Source organism: Paracoccus sp. FO-3, from assembly GCF_006386455.1.
In the GTDB taxonomy this organism is placed as follows: domain Bacteria; phylum Pseudomonadota; class Alphaproteobacteria; order Rhodobacterales; family Rhodobacteraceae; genus Paracoccus; species Paracoccus versutus.
The window spans coordinates 32,218-49,979 of record NZ_VCBQ01000022.1 but is presented as its reverse complement, the minus strand read 5'-3'; the positions used below and the strand labels follow the sequence as shown (position 1 = coordinate 49,979).

13 protein-coding genes are annotated in these 17,762 nt (G+C 69.4%); 2 read left to right on the top strand and 11 right to left on the bottom strand.

The features are described from left to right. Complete coding sequence (locus FE811_RS08520) at positions 1–1,134, bottom strand: FAD-binding protein (protein WP_116220684.1); 1,134 nt, start codon at positions 1,132–1,134, stop codon at positions 1–3. Continuing rightward, positions 1,131–2,570 carry an FAD-linked oxidase C-terminal domain-containing protein gene (locus tag FE811_RS08515; RefSeq protein WP_370362669.1) on the bottom strand — a complete coding sequence of 480 codons (1,440 nt, stop codon included), beginning with the start codon at positions 2,568–2,570 and terminating at the stop codon, positions 1,131–1,133. Before FE811_RS08515 ends, FE811_RS08520 begins: the two co-directional genes overlap by 4 nt. 163 nt (positions 2,571–2,733) lie before the next feature. Here FE811_RS08515 and FE811_RS08510 point away from each other — a divergent pair, with 163 nt between their 5' ends. Next, the gene (locus FE811_RS08510; RefSeq protein ID WP_036753313.1) at positions 2,734–3,546 is read left to right on the top strand and encodes an FCD domain-containing protein; all 813 of its coding nucleotides are present in this window, start codon (positions 2,734–2,736) and stop codon (positions 3,544–3,546) included. Positions 3,547–3,583: 37 nt separating this feature from the next. Here the strand turns inward: FE811_RS08510 and FE811_RS08505 are convergent, their stop codons facing one another. From FE811_RS08505 to FE811_RS08465, 9 genes are all read right to left on the bottom strand, one after another. Then, positions 3,584–4,549, bottom strand: coding sequence for a tripartite tricarboxylate transporter substrate binding protein (locus tag FE811_RS08505; protein WP_036753316.1), 966 nt, complete (start codon positions 4,547–4,549; stop codon positions 3,584–3,586). A gap of 21 nt (positions 4,550–4,570) precedes the next feature. Continuing rightward, the gene (locus FE811_RS08500) at positions 4,571–6,079 is read right to left on the bottom strand and encodes a tripartite tricarboxylate transporter permease (RefSeq protein WP_036753319.1); all 1,509 of its coding nucleotides are present in this window, start codon (positions 6,077–6,079) and stop codon (positions 4,571–4,573) included. Positions 6,080–6,086: 7 nt separating this feature from the next. Next, a complete protein-coding gene (locus FE811_RS08495; RefSeq protein ID WP_036753322.1) occupies positions 6,087–6,551 on the bottom strand; it encodes a tripartite tricarboxylate transporter TctB family protein in 465 nt (154 codons plus the stop codon). A gap of 56 nt (positions 6,552–6,607) precedes the next feature. Continuing rightward, on the bottom strand, positions 6,608–7,582 hold the full coding sequence (locus FE811_RS08490; RefSeq protein ID WP_036753325.1) for a tripartite tricarboxylate transporter substrate-binding protein: 975 nt from the start codon (positions 7,580–7,582) through the stop codon (positions 6,608–6,610). A gap of 191 nt (positions 7,583–7,773) precedes the next feature. Further along, positions 7,774–9,120 (bottom strand): sigma-54 dependent transcriptional regulator, encoded by a 1,347-nt coding sequence (locus tag FE811_RS08485; RefSeq protein WP_036753328.1) that lies wholly within the window; start codon positions 9,118–9,120, stop codon positions 7,774–7,776. After that, entirely contained in the window at positions 9,117–10,946 is a 1,830-nt protein-coding gene (locus FE811_RS08480; RefSeq protein ID WP_244294869.1) for an ATP-binding protein, read from the bottom strand. Before FE811_RS08480 ends, FE811_RS08485 begins: the two co-directional genes overlap by 4 nt. Before the next feature lie 118 nt (positions 10,947–11,064). Then, the gene (locus tag FE811_RS08475; protein ID WP_140847177.1) at positions 11,065–12,387 is read right to left on the bottom strand and encodes a cytosine permease; all 1,323 of its coding nucleotides are present in this window, start codon (positions 12,385–12,387) and stop codon (positions 11,065–11,067) included. 89 nt (positions 12,388–12,476) lie between these two features. Further along, positions 12,477–14,600 (bottom strand): hydantoinase/oxoprolinase family protein, encoded by a 2,124-nt coding sequence (locus FE811_RS08470; protein WP_072462225.1) that lies wholly within the window; start codon positions 14,598–14,600, stop codon positions 12,477–12,479. 94 nt (positions 14,601–14,694) lie between these two features. Next, a complete protein-coding gene (locus FE811_RS08465; RefSeq protein ID WP_036753335.1) occupies positions 14,695–16,443 on the bottom strand; it encodes a hydantoinase B/oxoprolinase family protein in 1,749 nt (582 codons plus the stop codon). A gap of 306 nt (positions 16,444–16,749) precedes the next feature. Here FE811_RS08465 and FE811_RS08460 point away from each other — a divergent pair, with 306 nt between their 5' ends. Further along, positions 16,750–17,706, top strand: coding sequence for a helix-turn-helix domain-containing protein (locus FE811_RS08460; protein ID WP_116220680.1), 957 nt, complete (start codon positions 16,750–16,752; stop codon positions 17,704–17,706). The last annotated feature ends 56 nt before the right edge of the window (positions 17,707–17,762 follow it).

The following is a 17,762-nucleotide window of genomic DNA, read 5'->3' as shown; positions in this document are numbered from 1 at the left end:
TCAGCTGTCCATCAGGCCGGGATTGAGGATGCCGGCGGGGTCGAACCTGTGGCGCAACCCGGCCGAGAGCCGGGCGACGGCCGGGGCTTCGGGCGGAAAGGCCGGGCCGTCCAGCCCTCCGCGCCGGACCAGCGTGGCATGGGGCGCGACCTGCCGCACCGCCTGGACCGTCCCCGGCCCGCAATACCAGACGAGCCCGCCGCCCCAGTCGAGCGACGCCTCGCCCCCCAGCGCCTGCAAGGCCCGCGCCGCGGCCGGGGCGTCGCTGGGCTTGACCAGCACCCGCCAGAGCGGCGCGTCCGCGCCAGCGAAATGCGCCAGGTCGCGCAGCTCGCACCACAGGGCCAGGGTGGCGGCATCGTCCAGCACCTCGGCCTCGCGCGGTGCCAGCAGCGCCAGCAGCCGGTCGCGGCGATAGGTCATCTGCGGCCCCAGCCCCTCGACCCGCAGCCAGGCCGAGCCGTCGCGGAAGGCGGCGCCCGAGACCTCGAAAGGCGTCGCCAGCGCGGCCGAGAAGATCGCCACCGCCTCTTCGATCGTGACGCCGTGAAAGCCCAGCGTGCAGCGGTCGGGCAGGTGCGGCAGGGTCTTCAGCGCCACCTCGGTCAGCACGCCCAGCGTGCCATGCGCGCCGCAAAAGAGCTTGCCCAGGTCGAGGCCGGTGACGTTCTTCATCACCCGGCCGCCGTTCTTCAGCACCCGGCCCTGGCCGTCGACGAAGCGCACCCCCAGCAGATGGTCGCGGCAGGCCCCGGCCAGCAACCGGCGCGGGCCGCTGGCATTGGCCGCGACCACGCCGCCGATGGTCGGCGTGCCGTTACGACCCAGCACGCCGCGCATGTCGGCGGGCTCGAAGGCCAGCGCCTGGCCCTCGGCGGCCAGCATGGCCCGGATCTGGTCCAGGGGCGTGCCGACGCGGGCGATCAGCGTCATCTCGCCCGGCTCATAGGTCACGACGCCGCTGATCGCGGCAGTGGACATCAGCTCGCCCGGCACGGCGCCGGTCTCGACCCGCGTGCCGCCGCCGGCGATGCGCAGGGGCAGACGGGCGGCGAAACGCTCAGCGATCAGGGCGGCAAGCTCGGCCTCGCTGGCGGGGCTCAGCCCCGCGCCGCTGGGGTTGTCGGGGGTCATCGGGCGGCTGCCTCCTCGCGCCAGGGCTGGCTTGCGTCCAGCGGAAAGACCTTGGCCGGGTTGAGCAGCCAGCGCGGGTCGAAAGCGTCCTTGACCGCCATCTGGATCTCCAGGTCGGGGCCGTCATATTGCTTGCCCATCAGGTCGCGCTTTTCGATGCCCACGCCATGCTCGCCGGTCAGGCAGCCGCCGACATCGACGCAAAGCCGCAGGATGTCGTTGCCGAAAGCCTCGGCCCGCTCCAGGTCGCCGGGCTTGTTGGCGTTGAACAGGATCAGCGGGTGCATGTTGCCGTCGCCGGCATGAAAGACATTCGCGACCTCCAGCCCGTGCTGGCGCGAAAGCTCGCCGATCATCTTCAGCGTATAGGGCAGCTGGCCCACCGGCACGGTGCCGTCCAGGCAGATATAGTCGCCCAGCCGGCCCATGGCGCCAAAGGCCGACTTGCGGCCCTTCCAGATCGCCATGGCTTCGTCGGCATTGCGGCTTTCGCGGAACTCGACCGGGTTCAGGGCACCCGCGATCTCGCGGATGCGGGCGATCTGGTGGTCGATCTCGGCCGGCGAGCCCTCGACCTCGACGATCAGCACCGCGGCGCAATCGGGATAGCCGGCATGGGCAAAGGCCTCGACCGCGCGCAGGCAGACGTCGTCCATGTATTCGATGGCGACCGGCAGCACGCCCGAGCGGATGATCCGCGCCACGCATTCGCCGGCCACCTCGGCGCCGTCGAATCCGATCAGCACCGGGCGCGCACCCTCGGGGCGCGGCAGGATGCGCAAGGTGGCCTCGGTCACGATGCCCAGCTGCCCTTCCGAGCCGCAGATCAGCCCCATCAGGTCCAGGCCCATCGGCCCCATCTCGGGCCCGCCCAGCTCGACCACCTCGCCGGTGGTCAGCACCACGGTGGCGCCCATCAGGTTGTTGGTGGTGACGCCGTATTTCAGGCAATGCGCCCCGCCCGAGTTCATCGCGATATTGCCGGCGATGGTGCAGGCCAGCTGCGAGGACGGGTCGGGCGCATAGAAGAAGCCATGCGGCTCCAGCTCGGCGCTGACCGACAGGTTGGTCACGCCGGTCTGCACGCGAATGATGCGGTTCGCGGTGTCGATCTCCAGCACCTCGCGCAGGCGCAGGGTGGCGATGATGACCGAATCGGCCGTGGGCAGCGCGCCCCCGGCCAGCGAGGTTCCCGCACCGCGCGGCACCACCGGCACCCGCATCTCGTGGCAGATGCGCATGGCGGCCGCGACTTCCTCGGTCGTGCGCGGCAGCACCACGGCCAGCGGCGGGCAGCGATAGGCGGTCAGCGCGTCGCATTCATAGGCCCGCGTCTCCTCGGGGTCCGAGATCACGGCATCCGCGGGCAGGACGTCGCGCAGGGCGGCGACGATCTGCGGCGCGCGCGCAAGAATGGCCGCATCGGGGCTGGGCATGGCGATACCGGACAAGCTCTCCTCCCTTGGTGGCGGGGCCGTCCTCTGCCCCTGCATTCTTGGTATAATTTTCAGACCACATTAGTCAATCGGTATTTTTCTGGACCAACGCGCCGGATTTGTGCTTACATGGCAGCGATCCGACAAAATCGCACGAGCGCCCATGACCAACGCTTCCGTAAAATCCGAACGCGCCGCCGAGGCCGTGGCCCAGCATCTCGAATCGCTGATCCTTGAGGGCTCGCTGCGCCCCGACGAGCGGCTCTTGCCCGAGCGCGAGCTGGCCGAGCGGCTGAACGTCTCGCGCTCGACCCTGCGCGACGGGCTGAAGATCCTTGAGGAGCGCGGGCTACTGACCAGCGCCGGCGGGCGCGGCAGCCGGGTGGCAGCCCTGGGCAGCGCGGCGATCACCGATCCGCTGATCGCCATGCTGGCCCGCCATGCCGAGGCGGCGGACGATTACCTGGAGTTCCGCGGCATCGTCGAAAGCGCGGCAGCCGGGCTGGCCGCGCAGCGCGCCACCGAGATCGAGCTGGCGCGCATCCGCGACTGCCTTGGCCGCATCGACCGCGCCCATGCCCGCGCCGATACCGGCGAGGAGGCCGAGGCGGATGCCGAGTTGCACCTGCTGATCTATGAGGCGAGCCATAACCTGACGCTCTTGCAGATCATGCAGGCGCTGGCGGGGGTGCTGCGCTCAGACGTGATCCAGAACCGCAGCCGGCTGTTCGCGGTGCCGGCCATCCGCGAGTTGCTGCGCCAGCAGCACCGCGCCATCGCCGAGGCGATCCTTGCCCGCGATGCCGAGGCCGCCCGGCAGGCAGCGGGCGAGCATATCGGCTATCTGCGCCAGGCCAGCCGCGAGATCCGCGAGGCCGAGGCGCGGCTGGACCTGTCGCTGCGCCGGCTGAACGGCGGCGGCGCCGGCACGCGCGCGGCCGGCGCCAGATCATCCGCCCCCGCCGCAGGGGGCTAGGGGCGAAAGGGCCGGTTTCCGGCCCTTTTATCCCCGCTCAGTCCAGGCTGACATTGGCGTCGCGGACCACCGGCTCCCATTTCGCCATCTCGGCCTTGACATGCTCGGCCAGTTCCTCGGGGGACGAGGCGACGATGGTGGCCGAGAACTCCTTCATCCGCTCGGCCACCGCCGGGTCGGCCATGGCGGCCAGCGCGGCCTTGTTCAGCGCCTCGACCGCCTCGGGCGGCGTGCCGGCGGGGGCGAAAAGCGCGTTCCAGGTATAGGTTTCGTATCCCGGCAGGGTCTCGGCGATGGCCGGGATGTCGGGGAAGCTGGGCGCGCGTTCGGCGGTGGTCACGCCAAGCGCCCGCAGCTTGCCCGAGGCGATATGCCCCGAGGCCGAGGGCAGGTTGTCGAAGATGATCGGCACTTGGTTGCCCAGAACGTCGGTCAGCGCCGGGCCCGAGCCCTTGTAGGGGATATGGGTGATGTCCACCCCGGCCATGGCCTTGAACAGCTCGCCCGACAGGTGCAGCGGCGTGCCGTTGCCTGACGAGGCATAGGCCAGCGGCTCGGCCTTGGCGAGGTCGATCAGTTCCTGCACCGTGTTCACCGGCAGCTCCGGGTTCACCGCCAGCACGTTCGGCACCAGCACCAACAGCGACACAGGCGCGAAATCCGCGACCGGATCGTAGGGTTTCTGCTTCAGGATCAGCGGGTTCAGCGCATGGGTGGCGACGGTGGCCATCAGGATCGTATAGCCGTCGGGATCGGCCTTGGCGACCTGGGCCGCGCCCAGGCTGCCGCCGGCGCCGCCGACGTTCTGCACGATGACCTGCTGGCCCAGCTCTTGGCTCATCCGTTCGGCGACGATGCGCCCGACCACGTCGGTCGAGCCACCGGCGGCAAAGGGGATGACCAGGGTGATCGGGCGATCCGGGTATTCGGCGGCGGCGGCGCCGGCCAGGCCAAGCGCCATGGCGGCGCCCAGCAGCAGGCGGCGGGTGATGGATGCGGTCATGGTTTCCTCCCAGTTGAATGTTCAGGCGTCGCTTTCGGTAAAGACCTCGTCCCGGCGCTTGCGGATCTGCGGCATGAAGACCAGCACCAGCACGATCAGCGACATCACCAGCAGGGTGGCGCTGATCGGACGGGTCAGGAAGGTCGTGGGATCGCCGCGCGACAGGATCATCGCCCGGCGCAGGTTTTCCTCCAGCAGCGGGCCCAGGACAAAGCCCAGCAGCAGCGGCGCCGGCTCGCAGCGCAGCTTGGACATGACATAGCCAAGCAGACCGAAGAAGGCGACGGCGAACAGGTCGTAGCTGTTCGAGTTCACCGAATAGACCCCGATCGAGCACATGGCCATGATGATCGGGAACAGCACGTAATAGGGCACGCTCAGCAGCTTGACCCACAGCCCGATCAGCGGCAGGTTCAGCACCACCAGCATCAGGTTGCCGATCCACATGCTGGCCACGATGCCCCAGAACAGCGCGGGCTGTTCGCTGACCACGTTCGGCCCCGGCACGATGCCCTGGATGATCATGGCGCCGATCATCAGCGCCATCACCGGGTTCGCCGGAATCCCCAGCGTCAAGAGCGGGATGAAGCTGGTCTGCGCCCCGGCGTTATTGGCGCTCTCCGGCCCGGCGACGCCGGCCAGCGCACCCTTGCCGAACTCCTCGGGGTGGCGGGAGACCTTCTTCTCGATCGTGTAGCTGGCGAAACTGGCCAGAATCGCCCCGCCCCCCGGCAGGATGCCCAGGATCGAGCCGATGCCGGTGCCGCGCAGGACGGGACCGATCATCTGGCGCAACTCCTCGCGCGTCGGGAACAGCCGGTTGATGTTCTTGGTCATGACCTGGCGGTCATGCTCGTCCTCGAGATTGCGCAGGATCTCGGCGATGCCGAAGACCCCCACGGCGACGGCGACGAAGTTCAGCCCGTCGGCGAATTGCGTGATCCCCAGGGTGAAGCGCGGCGCGCCGGTATAGATGTCGGTGCCGACCATGCCCAGAAGCAGGCCCAGCACCACCATGGCCAGCGCCTTGAGAACCGAGCCATGCGCCAGCGCCACCGACATCACCAGGCCCAGCACCATCAGGCTGAAATACTCGGCCGCGCCGAATTTCAGCGCCACCGCGGTCAGCGGCGGGGCGAACAGCGCCACCAGGAAGGTCGAGACCGAGCCGGCGAAGAACGACCCCAGCGCCGCCAGCGCCAGCGCGGTGCCGGCCTTGCCCTTGCGGGCCATCTGGTAGCCGTCGATGGCGGTGACGGCCGACGAGCTTTCGCCCGGCATGTTGATCAGGATCGCCGTGGTCGAGCCGCCGTATTGCGCGCCGTAATAGATGCCGGCCAGCATGATGAGCGAGCTGACGGGCTCCAGCTGGAAGGTGATCGGCAAGAGCATGGCGATGGTCGCCGTGGCACCGATGCCGGGCAGCACGCCGATCAGCGTGCCGAGCAGCACCCCGATCAGGCAGAAGGCCAGGTTCTCCAGCGAGGAGGCGACCGAAAAGCCAAGGGCGAGATTGCTGAAAAGTTCCATCGCGCCCTCACATGCCCAGCCAGGGACCGAAGCGCCGGAAGGGCAGGCCAAGGCCGTAGCTGAAGATCAGCGTGGACAGGATCGTCACCGCCACCGCCAGGATCAGCGCCGCCAGCGGCCGCATGCGCATCGAGGCCTGCGAGGCGATCAGCGTGGTGAAGAACAGCGCCGGCACGAAGCCGAGGCCGCGCACCGTCAGGCCAAAGAAGATCGGCGCCGGCAGGATGAACAGCAGCCCGCGCCAGGCGACCTTGCCGAAGGGCTCGTCATCCTCGCGCCCGAAGGATCTCAGCAGGATGATCAGCCCCAGAACGAACAGAAGGCCGGACAGGACCATCGGGAAATATCCCGGCCCCATCCGCAGCGAAGTGCCGATTTCCAGCCCGGCCGTGTGCCAGCCGAAGAATGCCGCCGCCGCCATCATCGAAAGCCCGGCGACGATGTCGGTGGTATCCTTGGGTTTTGCGGACATGCGTTCCTCCCCCCGAGTGACGGGCCCCGCCGCAAGGGGCGGGGCCGCTTTCCGTTTCAGTCGGCATAGACGCCGGCGGCCTCGATCACCGGCTTCCAGCGGGCGATCTCGGATTCCAGCTTGGCCTTGAGCGCGGCCGGCGTGGCGTTTTCCGCCGGCTCGGGCGCGGTGCCCAGGTCGGCCATCGCCTTGGCGACGCCCTCGTCGGCCAGCGCGACCTGCAGGGCCTGCGACAGCCGCTCGGTCACTTCGGCCGGCGTGCCCTTGGGGGCATAGATGCCGTGCCAGATGCCGAATTCCATCGTCTCGACCCCGCCTTCCTTGGCGGTGGGCAGGTCGGGGAACAGCTCCAGCCGCTCGGGCGAGGTCACGGCATAGGCCTTGATCGTGCCGCCCTTGATCTGCTGGGTGGTGTTGGTGGTCTGGTCGCACATGATGTCGGTCTGCCCGCCCAGCAGGTCGGTCATCGCCGGGCCGGTGCCCTTGTAGGGCACCGTCACCAAGGGCGCCTCCAGCGCCTGCATCAGCAGCATGCCGCACAGGTGGCTGGCCGCGCCGATGCCGGCATTGGCCAGCGTCAGCTGGTCGGCATTGGCCTTGACGTAGTCCTTGAAGGCGGTGAAATCGGCCGGCTCGAAATCCTTGCGCGCCGTCACCACCATCGGCACCTCGGTCACCAGCCCGACATATTCGAAGGCGTTCAGCGTGTCATAGGCCAGGTTGCGGTAAAGCGTGGCCGAGGTCGCCATGCCGATATGGTGCAAAAGCACCGTATAGCCGTCCGGATCGGCCTTGGCGACATTGGCCGCGCCCAGGGTGCCGCCGGCGCCGCCGATATTCTCGACGATGATCTGCTGGCCCAGGTCGGCCGACATGCGCTCGGCCACCATGCGCGCGACCGTATCGGTCGGACCGCCGGCCGAGAACGGCACGACCATGGTGATCTGGCGCTGCGGCCAGTCCTGCGCAAAGGCCGGCGCGGCCAGCAATGTCGCGGCGCAAAGCGCGCCCAGAAGCTTCGGATAAGCCATGTTCCCTCCCCAAGGATATGCCGGCCGGCGCCTTGCCCGGCGCGGCTACCGGGTGAAGCCTGCGGCGGGCCGGACCGCGGCACAAATCAAAAACGCAGACCATGCGGCGCATATTGCCGCAATGCGCCGGAAATGGGTGGAAAGGGGAACATCGCCCTGCAGGAATGGGTGGATTTCCACCCATTTTTCGCTCAGCCCGTCTCGTCCTCGGGCGCATCCAGGATCAGCCGGCGGTCTAGCCCGTATTTCTGCATCTTCTCGTAAAGCGTCTTGCGCGAGATCCCCAGCGTCTCGTAGACCGGGCGCAGCTTGCCGTCATGGGCGGCGATGGCGCCGGCGATCAGGCTGCGCTCGAAGGCGGCCACGCGGTCGGCCAGGCGCGCGCCCTGCACCGGGCCAAGCTCGACCCCTTCCAGCCCCAGCACGAAACGCTCGGCCAGGTTGCGCAATTCGCGCACGTTGCCCGGCCATTCCCGCGCTGCCAGGCCGGACAGGAAGGCGGCGGGGGCCTGGCGCTCGGGCAGGTTGTGGCGGGCGGCGGCCTCGCGCAAGAGCTGCAGGAACAGCAGCGGAATGTCCTCGCGCCGGGCGGAAAGCGGCGGGACGTGCAGCACGGCGACATTCAGCCGCCAGAACAGATCCTCGCGAAAGCGGCCCTGCGCGACCAGCCCCTCCAGATCGGCCTTGCTGACGGCGATGAAGCGCACGTCCAGCGCCACCGGGTCGTTCGAGCCGAGCCGGGTGATCGTGCGTTCCTGCAGCACCCGCAGCAGCTTGGCCTGCAACTCCAAAGGCATCGAGCCGATCTCGTCCAGCAGCACCGTGCCGCCGCGCGCATGTTCGAACTTGCCGTATCGCGGGCGCAGCGCGCCGGGAAAGGCGCCGGCCTCGTGGCCGAACAGCTCGGATTCGATCAGCGCCTCGGGCAGGGCGGCGCAGTTGATGGCGATGAAGGGCCGCCCGGCGCGGGCCGAGATGTCGTGCAGCGTGCGCGCCACCACCTCCTTGCCGGCGCCGGTCGGGCCGATCACCAGAGCATCGGCGTCCGAGGCGCCGATGGCGCGCAGCCGATAGCGCAGGTCGACCATGACCTGGGTGCGGCCGGGCAGCCTCGCCTCGACATCGTCGCGCTTGCCTGCGACGGCGCGCAGGCGGCGGTTTTCCAGCACCAGCCCGCGATGGTCGATGGCGCGGCGGATCACCGTGGCCAGCTCCTGCACCACGAAGGGCTTTTCGATGAAATCATAGGCGCCGCCGCGGATCGCCTCGACCGCCAGCGGCACCTCGGCATGGCCGGTGACCAGGATCACCGGGATCTCGGGATCGACCTCGTGCAGCCGGCCCAGCAGGGTCATGCCGTCCATGCCCGGCATGCGGATGTCGCTGACCACCGCGCCGGCAAAGCCCGGCCCGGCCAGCGCCAGCGCCTCCTCGCCCGAGGCCAGCGGCTCGACGGCGAAACCCGCCAGCTCCAGCGCCTGCGCGGTCGAGCTGCGCATCTGCTCGTCATCCTCGACCAGAAGCACGCGCCGGGTCATGCGGCGGCCTCGGCAGCCGCGGCAGCGGGCAGGGTCACGCAGAACTCGGCGCCGGGGTCCATGTTGCGGCAGGCGATCTCGCCGCCGAAATCGCGCGCGATATTGGCGGTGATCGACAGGCCCAGGCCCAGCCCCGCCCCCATGCCCTTGGTGGTGAAGAACGGGTCGAAGATGCGCGCGGCGATGGCCGCGGGCACGCCGGGGCCGCGGTCGCGCACCCGGATGGCGATGCGGCCCGCCTCGGCCCGCGCCGACAGCGTGATGCGGCGGTCCGCCCCGCCCTCGACCGCATCGGCGGCATTGGTGATCAGGTTCACCAGCACCTGCTGCAGGCGCGTCGGCCCCGCCCGCAGCGGCGGCAGGTCGGGCGGCACGTCCAGCTCCAGCACCGCGCCGCTGCTGGCCAGCCGGGCGGCGACGATGGTGCGGGTCTCGTCCAGCAGCCCGGCCAGCGCCACCGCGCCCAGCCGGTCGTCGGGCTTTCGCGCGGCATGGCGCAGGTGCTTGCCGATGGCGGCCATGCGGTCCACCAGCGCCAGGATCTGGGCGATGTTTTCGCGCGCGCGGGCCAGGTCGCCGCGCTCGATCAGGATGGCGGCGCTGTCGGCATAGTTGCGCGCCGCCGCCAGCGGCTGGTTGATCTCGTGCGAGAGCGAGGCTGACATCTGCCCCAGCGCCGCCAGCTTGCCGACCTGCACCAGGCTGGCCTGGGCGGCGCGCAGCTCGGCCTCGGTGGCGCGGCGCTCGGCGATCTCCTGCTCCAGCTGGCTGTTGACCCGCGCCAGGTCGGCGGTGCGCTCGACCACGCGGCGCTCCAGCTCGGCGGTGGCGGCCAGGCGGTCGGCGATCCGCGCCCGGCGCTGGCGCCACATCATCAGCCCGATGCCGGCGACGGCGATCAGCAGCGCCAGGCTCAGCACCGCCAGCCGCGCCTCGGCCCGCAAGTCGGCGCTGTCCAGCAGCACATGCACGGTCCAGCCCGCCCCCGGCATGTCCTCGGAGGCGGCGATATAGTCGTGGCTGCGCGCCTCCTCGCCCCCAAGCGCGGGCGGCAGGCGGAACACCGGCGCGCCATGCAGCGCCAGCCGCTGCATCGGCAATTCGGCCAGCGGCGTGCCGGCATAGCGGCGCGAGGATTCGGTGCGCGCCAGCCGCTCGGGCGTCAGCGGCCGGATGCTGTGGTAAAGCCAGCTCGGCTCCGAGGACAGGAAGGCCGTGCCCTCGGGGTCGGTCACCAGCACGCGATACTGGTTGCCGCGCCAGGAGGCCTCGATCCGGTCGACGCCGATCTTGACCGCGACGACGGCGCTGATCCGGCCGGCATCGTCCTCGACCGGGGCCGAGAAGAAATAGCCCCGCACCCCCGAGGTGGTGCCGATGCCGTAGAACCGCCCCTGCCCGCCCGCCATGGCGTCGATGACATAGGGCCGGTAGCTGAAGTTCTGCCCGACGAAGCTGGCCGGGCCCAGGTAGCCGGAATGGGCGATGGTCTCGCCATCGGGCAGGATCAGGTAGATGTCCGAGGCCTGCACGGCCTCGTTCTGCTCGGCCAGCCAGCGGTTCGTCTGCCGGCGCAGCGCGGCATTGCCGGGATCGGCGGCAAGCTGGCGGATCAGGTCCAGGTCGGCGACCAGCTGCGGCACCACCTCGTAGCGGGCCAGGTCGGCGTTGAGCGCGTTCACCGTCAGCCGCAGCGCGGTGGTGGCGCGGGCGTGGCCTTCGTGGAAGTAATGCTGATGCGCCAGCTGCGCCCCCAGCCACAGGACGGCCGCCACGCAGGCCAGGCACAGCGCCAGCGGCCAGCAGCCCGCAACCGGCTTGCGCAAGGCCGGCCCTATCCGCATCTGGGCCCGTGCATCCAAGGCATGGCTCCGCCCCCTTCCTTCCTCCGCGGCGGAATCTGACAGCAAGGCCGGCTGCGCGCAACCGGCCTTGTGCCAGGGGTCAGGACAGCGCCCGGCGCGCCGCCGCCCGGCCCGCCAGCGTCGCATAGCCCGCCGCCGCGACCAGGAAGGTCGACGGCGCCGAAAGCGAAGCCGCCGTGCCGCCGACGAAATGCAGCGCCAGCCCCGCGCCCGAGGCCAGAAGCCAGGCCCCCAGCCCCGCCGGGTTGACCGCGCGCGCCTGCGCCAGATCGGCGTCGCCGGCGCCGCGATCCGTCGCGATATGGACCAGCGCGATGCCGACCCAGGCCACGACGAAGATGCCCTGATAGGCCAGCGCCTGCAGGATATAGGCAAAGACATCGGCCAGCATCAGCGCATAGGTGACGGCGCCGACCACGCAGGCCCAGACCCATTTCGGCAGGTGCAGGCGAAAGACGGTCTGGGCAAAGCTCTCCATGTTCACCGCGGCGAGGTAATAGTTCGCGGTATTGATCCGGGTCTGCGAGATCCAGACGAAGGCGAGGCCCCCCACGCCCATCAGCTGCACCAGCGCGAAGACGACCGAGACCTCGGAAACCCCGCCCTCGGTCGGCAGGCTGGCGGCCAGGAAGATGCCGACCAGCCCGTTGAGCAGGAAGGCCACGGCATAGAAGGGCGCGCCGAAGTTGATGGTGGCGTGGAAACGCGCGTCCTCGGGCCGGCCGAAGCGGGCATAGTCATAGGTGAACATCATCAGGATCCAGACGCCCATATAGGCGACGAAGCAATCCCACCAGCCGCCGGCGGGCGCGCCGCCCTGTGGCCCAAGGTTCAGCCAGGCGTCCGAATAGCCGTATTCCGCCACCGCCAGCGCCACCGCCGCGACCAGCCCCAGCAGGTAGAAGGGCAGAAGCACGCCGTTGAACTTGTCCAGCCAGTTCTGGATCGAGCCGAAGATCAGCGCCACCGAATAGACCGCCACCACCAGCGCCGCCAGCGGATAGGAGATGCCGGCATATTCGCGCAGGGCGACGGCGATCACCGAGCCCTCGAACACCGCGTAATAGATCGCGGTGGCAAAGAAGATCAGCGTCGCCACCGCCGCCCCGCTGCGGCCCAGCAGGATGCGCGAGAACAGCGATACGCTGAGCCCGGTGCGGATCGCGTGCCGCACCAGCACCGCGTTCACCGCCGCATAGGCGATGACCGACAGCACCAGCCCGATGATGGCGTTGCGCGCCCCATAGGCCAGCGCCAGCGAGGCGGCGATGACGAGATAGAACATGGCCGAGCAGACCGACCACCAGGCCATGGTCAGGGGCAGCCGGCCCATGCGCTGGTCGCGCGGCACCGGCCGGTCCGAAAATTCCAGTTCTTCCGAATTGTCCAAAGATCCAGCCATGGCTGAAGCTCCCTGCATGATTTTTGTGATTGGATGGGGATGGGCGGGGCCTTGCGCGGCCCCGCCCGGCCTTGGGCCCGGCCTTGGGGTCAGGCCTCGGCCAGCGCCCTGGCCTGCTTGTGCGCCGGCGCCGCGCCGCTGGTCGCGGTCACGACATAGACGCCGTTGCCGTCCAGTTCGGCGACCCAGCCCGGCTCGATGACGATGGTGGTCGTCACCTCCTGGATGACCGCCGGGCCGGTGACGACATCGCCCGCGCCCAGCTTGGCGCCGTCATAGACCGGGGTTTCGTGCTTGCGGCCCGAGGCGTCGAAGATCATCTCGCGCGTGCCCGACAGCGCCGCATGGGCGCCTGCGCCCTGCGCGATGCGCATCCGCGCCGGACGCTCGACCGCGCCCGAGACAGCGCTTTCCACGTTCACCACCTCGACCGGGCTGTGCGGCTCGGCATAGGTGTAAAGCTCCTCGTGGCGGGCGTGGAAGGCGGCCTTGAGCCGGTCCAGCGCCGCCTCGTCGATCGGGAAGGGATCGACGCTGACCGTGCATTCATGCACCTGCCCGACATAGCGCATGTCGAGGCTGCGGCGGATGCCGATCCGCTCGGGGGCGAAATCGTCGGCCATCAGCTCGGCCCGGCCCCTGTCTTCCAGCCGGGCGAAGGTCTGGTCCAGGCGCTTGGCCGCCTCGGCCCCTTCCAGCCGCGCGGCGATGGGGGCCATGTAGTTGTATTTCACGTCCGAGATGATCTGGCCGAAGGCGCAAAGCCCCGAGGCGAGCTTGGAGACCAGCACCTTGCCGATCCCCATCTCGCGGGCGAGCGCGGTGATATGCGCGCCGGTCGCGCCGCCCGCGCAATTCAGCACGAAGTCGCGCGGATCGTAGCCACGCTCGACCGAGACGCGGCGGATCGCGTTCACCATGTTGTTGTTGACGATGGTGAACATGCCGTAGGCGGCCGTCTCGACGCTGATGCCCAGGGGCTCGGCCAGGTGCTTGCGGATCGCCTCGCGCGCCTTTTCGACACCGAGCGGCAGGCGGCCGCCGACCAGCCCCTGCGGGTTCAGGTAGCCCAGCACCAGGTTGGCGTCGGTCGTGGTCGGCATCTCGCCGCCCTTGCCGTAGCAGGCCGGGCCGGGCTCGGACCCCGCAGATTGCGGCCCCATCTGCATCAGCCCCATCGAGTCGATCCAGCCGATCGAGCCGCCGCCCGCGCCCAGGGTCTCGACCTGGATCATCGGGATGCCGATGCGATAGCGCAGGAAGTCGATGTTCTTCGAGACATTGGCCTGGCCGTCGCGGGTCAGGGTGATGTCGAAGCTGGTGCCGCCCATGTCGACGGTGATGATGTCCTTCAGGCCATAGGGCTCGCCCAGGTAAAGCGCCGCCCGCGGCGCCGAGGCCGGGCCCGAGTTGATCGCATAGACCGAACGGTCCGAGACCACCGAGCCCAGCGCCAGCCCGCCGTTCGACTGGAAGTAGCGCACCGGCTGGCGCGCGCCGAGGCTTTGGAAATAGCCGTCCACCGCCTGCACGTAGCACGACAGGATCGGCGCCAGATAGGCGTTCACCACCGCGGTCGAGGTCCGGGTGTATTCGCGCAGCTGCGGATAGAGCTGGCTGCCGACGGTCAGCGGCACGCCCGGCATCATCTCGCGCACGATCTGGGCGGCGCGCAATTCGTGATCGGGATGCAGCACGGACCAGACGAAGCTGATCGCGACCGACTGCACGCCTTCGCGCAGGAAATGCCGGCAGGCCTCGCGCAGCTCGTCTTCGTCCAGCGGGGTGTGGACGGCGCCGGTCGAGATCACCCGCTCGCTGATCCCGCGCCGTAGGTAGCGCGGCACCAGCATGGTCGCGGGCGGATAGTCCGGGTCGTAGCGATAGCCGTCCTCCTTGTGGCCGAGGCGGATCTCGATGCTGTCCTCGTGGCCTTTGGTGGCGATCAGGCCGGTCTTGGCGCCGGTATGGGTGATGAGCGCATTGAGCCCGACCGTGGTGCCGTTGATGCAGAGATCGGCGTTCGAGACCAGTTCGCGCGGGGCGATCCCCGTCTCTTCCTCGATCACGGCGAGGCCGTTGCGGATGGCTTGCGTCGGGTCTTGCGGGGTGGAGAGCGCCTTGAAGATGCGCAGCTCTCCCTTGCGGTCGGCGAGGATGAAATCGGTGAAGGTGCCGCCGGCGTCGATGCCGAGGCGATATTGGTGTTTCATGGCGGGTTCCATCTGTGGCTGCGGTCCGCGGGTCCGGCGCCGGGGGCTTCGCGCCCCCGGACCCCCGCGGGGTATTTGGAAAACGGAGAAAGCCTTACGCGGCGCGCAGGCGCGCGGTGGCGGCGTGATCGACGGCAAGGGTCGCGGCATCGGCGATGACGACGCCGTAGTCGAGCCGCGCCCCCTCCAGGCTGACGAGGCCGTTCCTGACATCCTCGACCACCTTCTCGACCGGGCGCTGGTAGGGGTTGCCGTAGCCGCCGCCGCCGGGGTTGCGGTTCGCGGCGCGTTCGCCCGGCTGGATGGTCTCGATGACGTTTTCGGTGATGACCTGCGTCTGGCCATTGCGGGTCACTTCCAGCCGGCCGACCTTGGGCGGGATCAGCGTCGATTTCGCCCCGGCCGCGCCCATGGCCGGGATGCGGCGGCCCTCGCCGAAGGTGACGAGCGTCATCGGGCTGTCCAGCGGCTCGACCTCCCAGCAGGTGCCCGAGCCGCCGCGGAACTGGCCGGCGCCGCCCGAATCCTGCATCAGGGAATAGCGGTGGATGATGATCGGATAGCTGTGCTCCAGCATCTCGATGTCGCCCGAGGTCAGCGCGCCGAAGCAGCATTCCGGCCCGCAGGCGTGCCAGCCGTCCTGGCTGGCCGTGGCCCCCGCCCCCGAGATGATCGAGGCCAGCACCATGGTCACGTATTCCTCGTCATGGCGCTTGTCCCAGCCGGCGATGTTGCAGCCGTTGGCATGGCCCCAGCTGGCCGATACCTTGGCGGGTGCGGCCTGTTCGAAGGCCAGCCGCACCGCATCGGTCAGCGTCTCCATCGGCGTCGTGGTGCAGTTCATGTGCGGCGCCGGGGATTTCGCGTTGCAGAGCGTGCCCCTGGGCCCCATGTCGGTGGTCACGCAGCGATAGAGCCCCTCGTTATAGGGCGGCGGCAGCTGCGCGAACATCATCAGCCCCAGGTAGACGCCGGAATGGCTGTTGCCTTCGTAGCTGTTGATGAAATAGGGCACCTGCGGCGGCGAGCTGATGGCGATGTGGCAGCCGTCGCCCTGGATCGTCACCGTTGCGGTGATGTCCATGTCGCCGAAGCCGTGGCCCGCATCCTCGAGCACCGCCGTGCCGGTATAGGTGCCGTCGGGCACCTGGGCGATGAGCTTTCTCATATGCGCCTCGGCCATGTCCAGAAGCTCGGCGATGCAGTCCTGCACCACCTGCTTGCCGTATTTGTCCATCAGCCGGACCAGGTTGCGGGCGCCGACCTGGCAGGCGCCGATCAGGGCGTTGAAGTCGCCCTCCTGGTCGCGGCGGGCGCGCATGTTGGTCAGGATCAGGTTCATCACGTCATGGCGCGGCCTGCCGCGGTCCCAGAGCTTGACCGGCGGGATGCGCAGCCCCTCGGCATAGATCTCGGTCGCGTTGGGGTTGTAGCCGGCGGGCACCGGGCCGCCGATATCGGTCAGGTGGCCCTTGCAGACGGTCCAGAACACCAGCTCGCCCTGGTAGAAGACCGGGTAATACATGCAGGTGTCGATGATATGGCTGCCGCCATGGGCCGGGTCGTTGTGCAGGATCAGGTCGCCCTCGTGGATGTCGCCCTGGAAGAACTGCGCCACCGATTTCATCGCCGGGATCAGGCTGCCCAAGTGGATGGGGATGTCCTGGCCTTGCAGGATCATCTCGGGCGTGTGGTTGAAGAGCGCGGTCGAATAGTCATGCGCGAGGTTGAAGACCGAGCTGCGGGCGGTCTGTTCCAGAGTCAGCGTCATCTCGCGCTGCGTGGTCTCCAGCACGCCGCGCACCACCGAAAGCGTGATGGGGTCGGGTTTGGGTCTGGTCATGGCTTTTCCCTGTCTGGGGCCGCATGGGCGCACACGGGCAGGGCAGCCGGGAATCGGCTGGTCACGGTCTTCTCCCTGCGGCGTGCCGCCTGGCGCGGCATCTTTTCGGTCGGACCATGGTGCGGCCTGGGCGGCGGCCGGTCTTGGCGCTGGGTGCGGATAAACTTGTCGCCGGGTGCAGTCCTGCCGATCCAAGCGGCAGGATCGGCCGCCGCGGCGCAGCCTCCTGCCCGCCGCGCCAGTTTTCTTTTGCCCGATTGCTCGCGGCGCGCTACGAATCGCCCAAGCGATGCGGGGAGGCGCATCATGACCCTGGAAAGCTACGGCACGGCCGCCATCGCCCCGCCCGAGCGCGCGGCGCATTGGTCGGCGATCATCGCGGATACCTATTTCCCGCTGCACCTGAGCTATCGCGACCCCGCCACCTTCCAGGGCCGGCTGGAGCGGCGCGGCATGGGGCGGGTGTCGCTGTCGCGGCTGCGCACCGAGCCGGCGCGCTATGAACGGGTGCCCGGCCTGATCCGGCAGGGCGAGGCCGAGGAATACCTGGTCACCATCCCCAGCCTTGCCCCGGTGCTGTTTCGCCAGCTGGGCCGCGACATCACCTGCGCCCCCGGCGGCTTCATCGTCGAGCGCGGCGACGAGCCCTATCGCTTCGCCTATCAGGCGCGCAACGACCTGTTGGTGATGAAGATCGCCCGCGGCGCGCTGGCCGAAAGGCTGCGCCAGCCCGACCGGCTGTGCGCCACGGTCTTCGACGGGCGCGAGGGGCTGGGCGGGCTGTTCGCCGAGACGGTGCGCCGCGCCCATGCCATGCCGGCGGACCCCGCCGCCTCGGAGGTGCTGGGCCGGCAGCTGGTCGAGTTGCTGGCGCTGGCGCTGGACCGGCAGGCGGAGACCGATGCCGGCGCCGCCACGGTGATCCGCGCCGCGCATCTGAAGCGCGCGCAGGACACGATCCTGCGCAACCTGACCGATCCGGCCCTGTCGCCCCAGACGGTGGCGGCGGCCTGCGGCATCTCGAAACGCTATCTGCACGACCTGTTCGGCGATACCGAGACGACGGTCGCGCAATTCATCCGCGAGGCGCGGCTGAAGGCGGCGCGGGACATGTTGCAGATGCCGGGCGACCTGTCGCTGGCCGCCATCGCCTATCGCTTCGGCTTCAGCGATCAGGCGCAGTTCTCGCGGCTGTTCCGGGCCATGTTCGGCCAGACCCCCAGCAGCTATCGCGCCGCCTGCCGCGCCGGGCGGCAGGGCTAGCCGTTCGGTTTCTGCATCTGGCGGATCGGATCACCGATGAATCGGTGTGGTCCTTG

Excerpts from the sequence above, each read along its gene's own strand:
- FE811_RS08475 (WP_140847177.1), bottom strand. The coding sequence starts at position 12,387 with ATGGCTGGATCTTTGGACAATTCGGAAGAACTGGAATTTTCGGACCGG.
- FE811_RS08460 (WP_116220680.1), top strand. The coding sequence starts at position 16,750 with ATGACCCTGGAAAGCTACGGCACGGCCGCCATCGCCCCGCCCGAGCGC.
- FE811_RS08490 (WP_036753325.1), bottom strand. The coding sequence starts at position 7,582 with ATGGCTTATCCGAAGCTTCTGGGCGCGCTTTGCGCCGCGACATTGCTG.
- FE811_RS08495 (WP_036753322.1), bottom strand. The coding sequence starts at position 6,551 with ATGTCCGCAAAACCCAAGGATACCACCGACATCGTCGCCGGGCTTTCG.
- FE811_RS08470 (WP_072462225.1), bottom strand. The coding sequence starts at position 14,600 with ATGAAACACCAATATCGCCTCGGCATCGACGCCGGCGGCACCTTCACC.
- FE811_RS08500 (WP_036753319.1), bottom strand. The coding sequence starts at position 6,079 with ATGGAACTTTTCAGCAATCTCGCCCTTGGCTTTTCGGTCGCCTCCTCG.
- FE811_RS08505 (WP_036753316.1), bottom strand. The coding sequence starts at position 4,549 with ATGACCGCATCCATCACCCGCCGCCTGCTGCTGGGCGCCGCCATGGCG.
- FE811_RS08510 (WP_036753313.1), top strand. The coding sequence starts at position 2,734 with ATGACCAACGCTTCCGTAAAATCCGAACGCGCCGCCGAGGCCGTGGCC.
- FE811_RS08465 (WP_036753335.1), bottom strand. The coding sequence starts at position 16,443 with ATGACCAGACCCAAACCCGACCCCATCACGCTTTCGGTGGTGCGCGGC.
- FE811_RS08520 (WP_116220684.1), bottom strand. The coding sequence starts at position 1,134 with ATGACCCCCGACAACCCCAGCGGCGCGGGGCTGAGCCCCGCCAGCGAG.
- FE811_RS08485 (WP_036753328.1), bottom strand. The coding sequence starts at position 9,120 with ATGACCCGGCGCGTGCTTCTGGTCGAGGATGACGAGCAGATGCGCAGC.
- FE811_RS08515 (WP_370362669.1), bottom strand. The coding sequence starts at position 2,570 with ATGCCCAGCCCCGATGCGGCCATTCTTGCGCGCGCGCCGCAGATCGTC.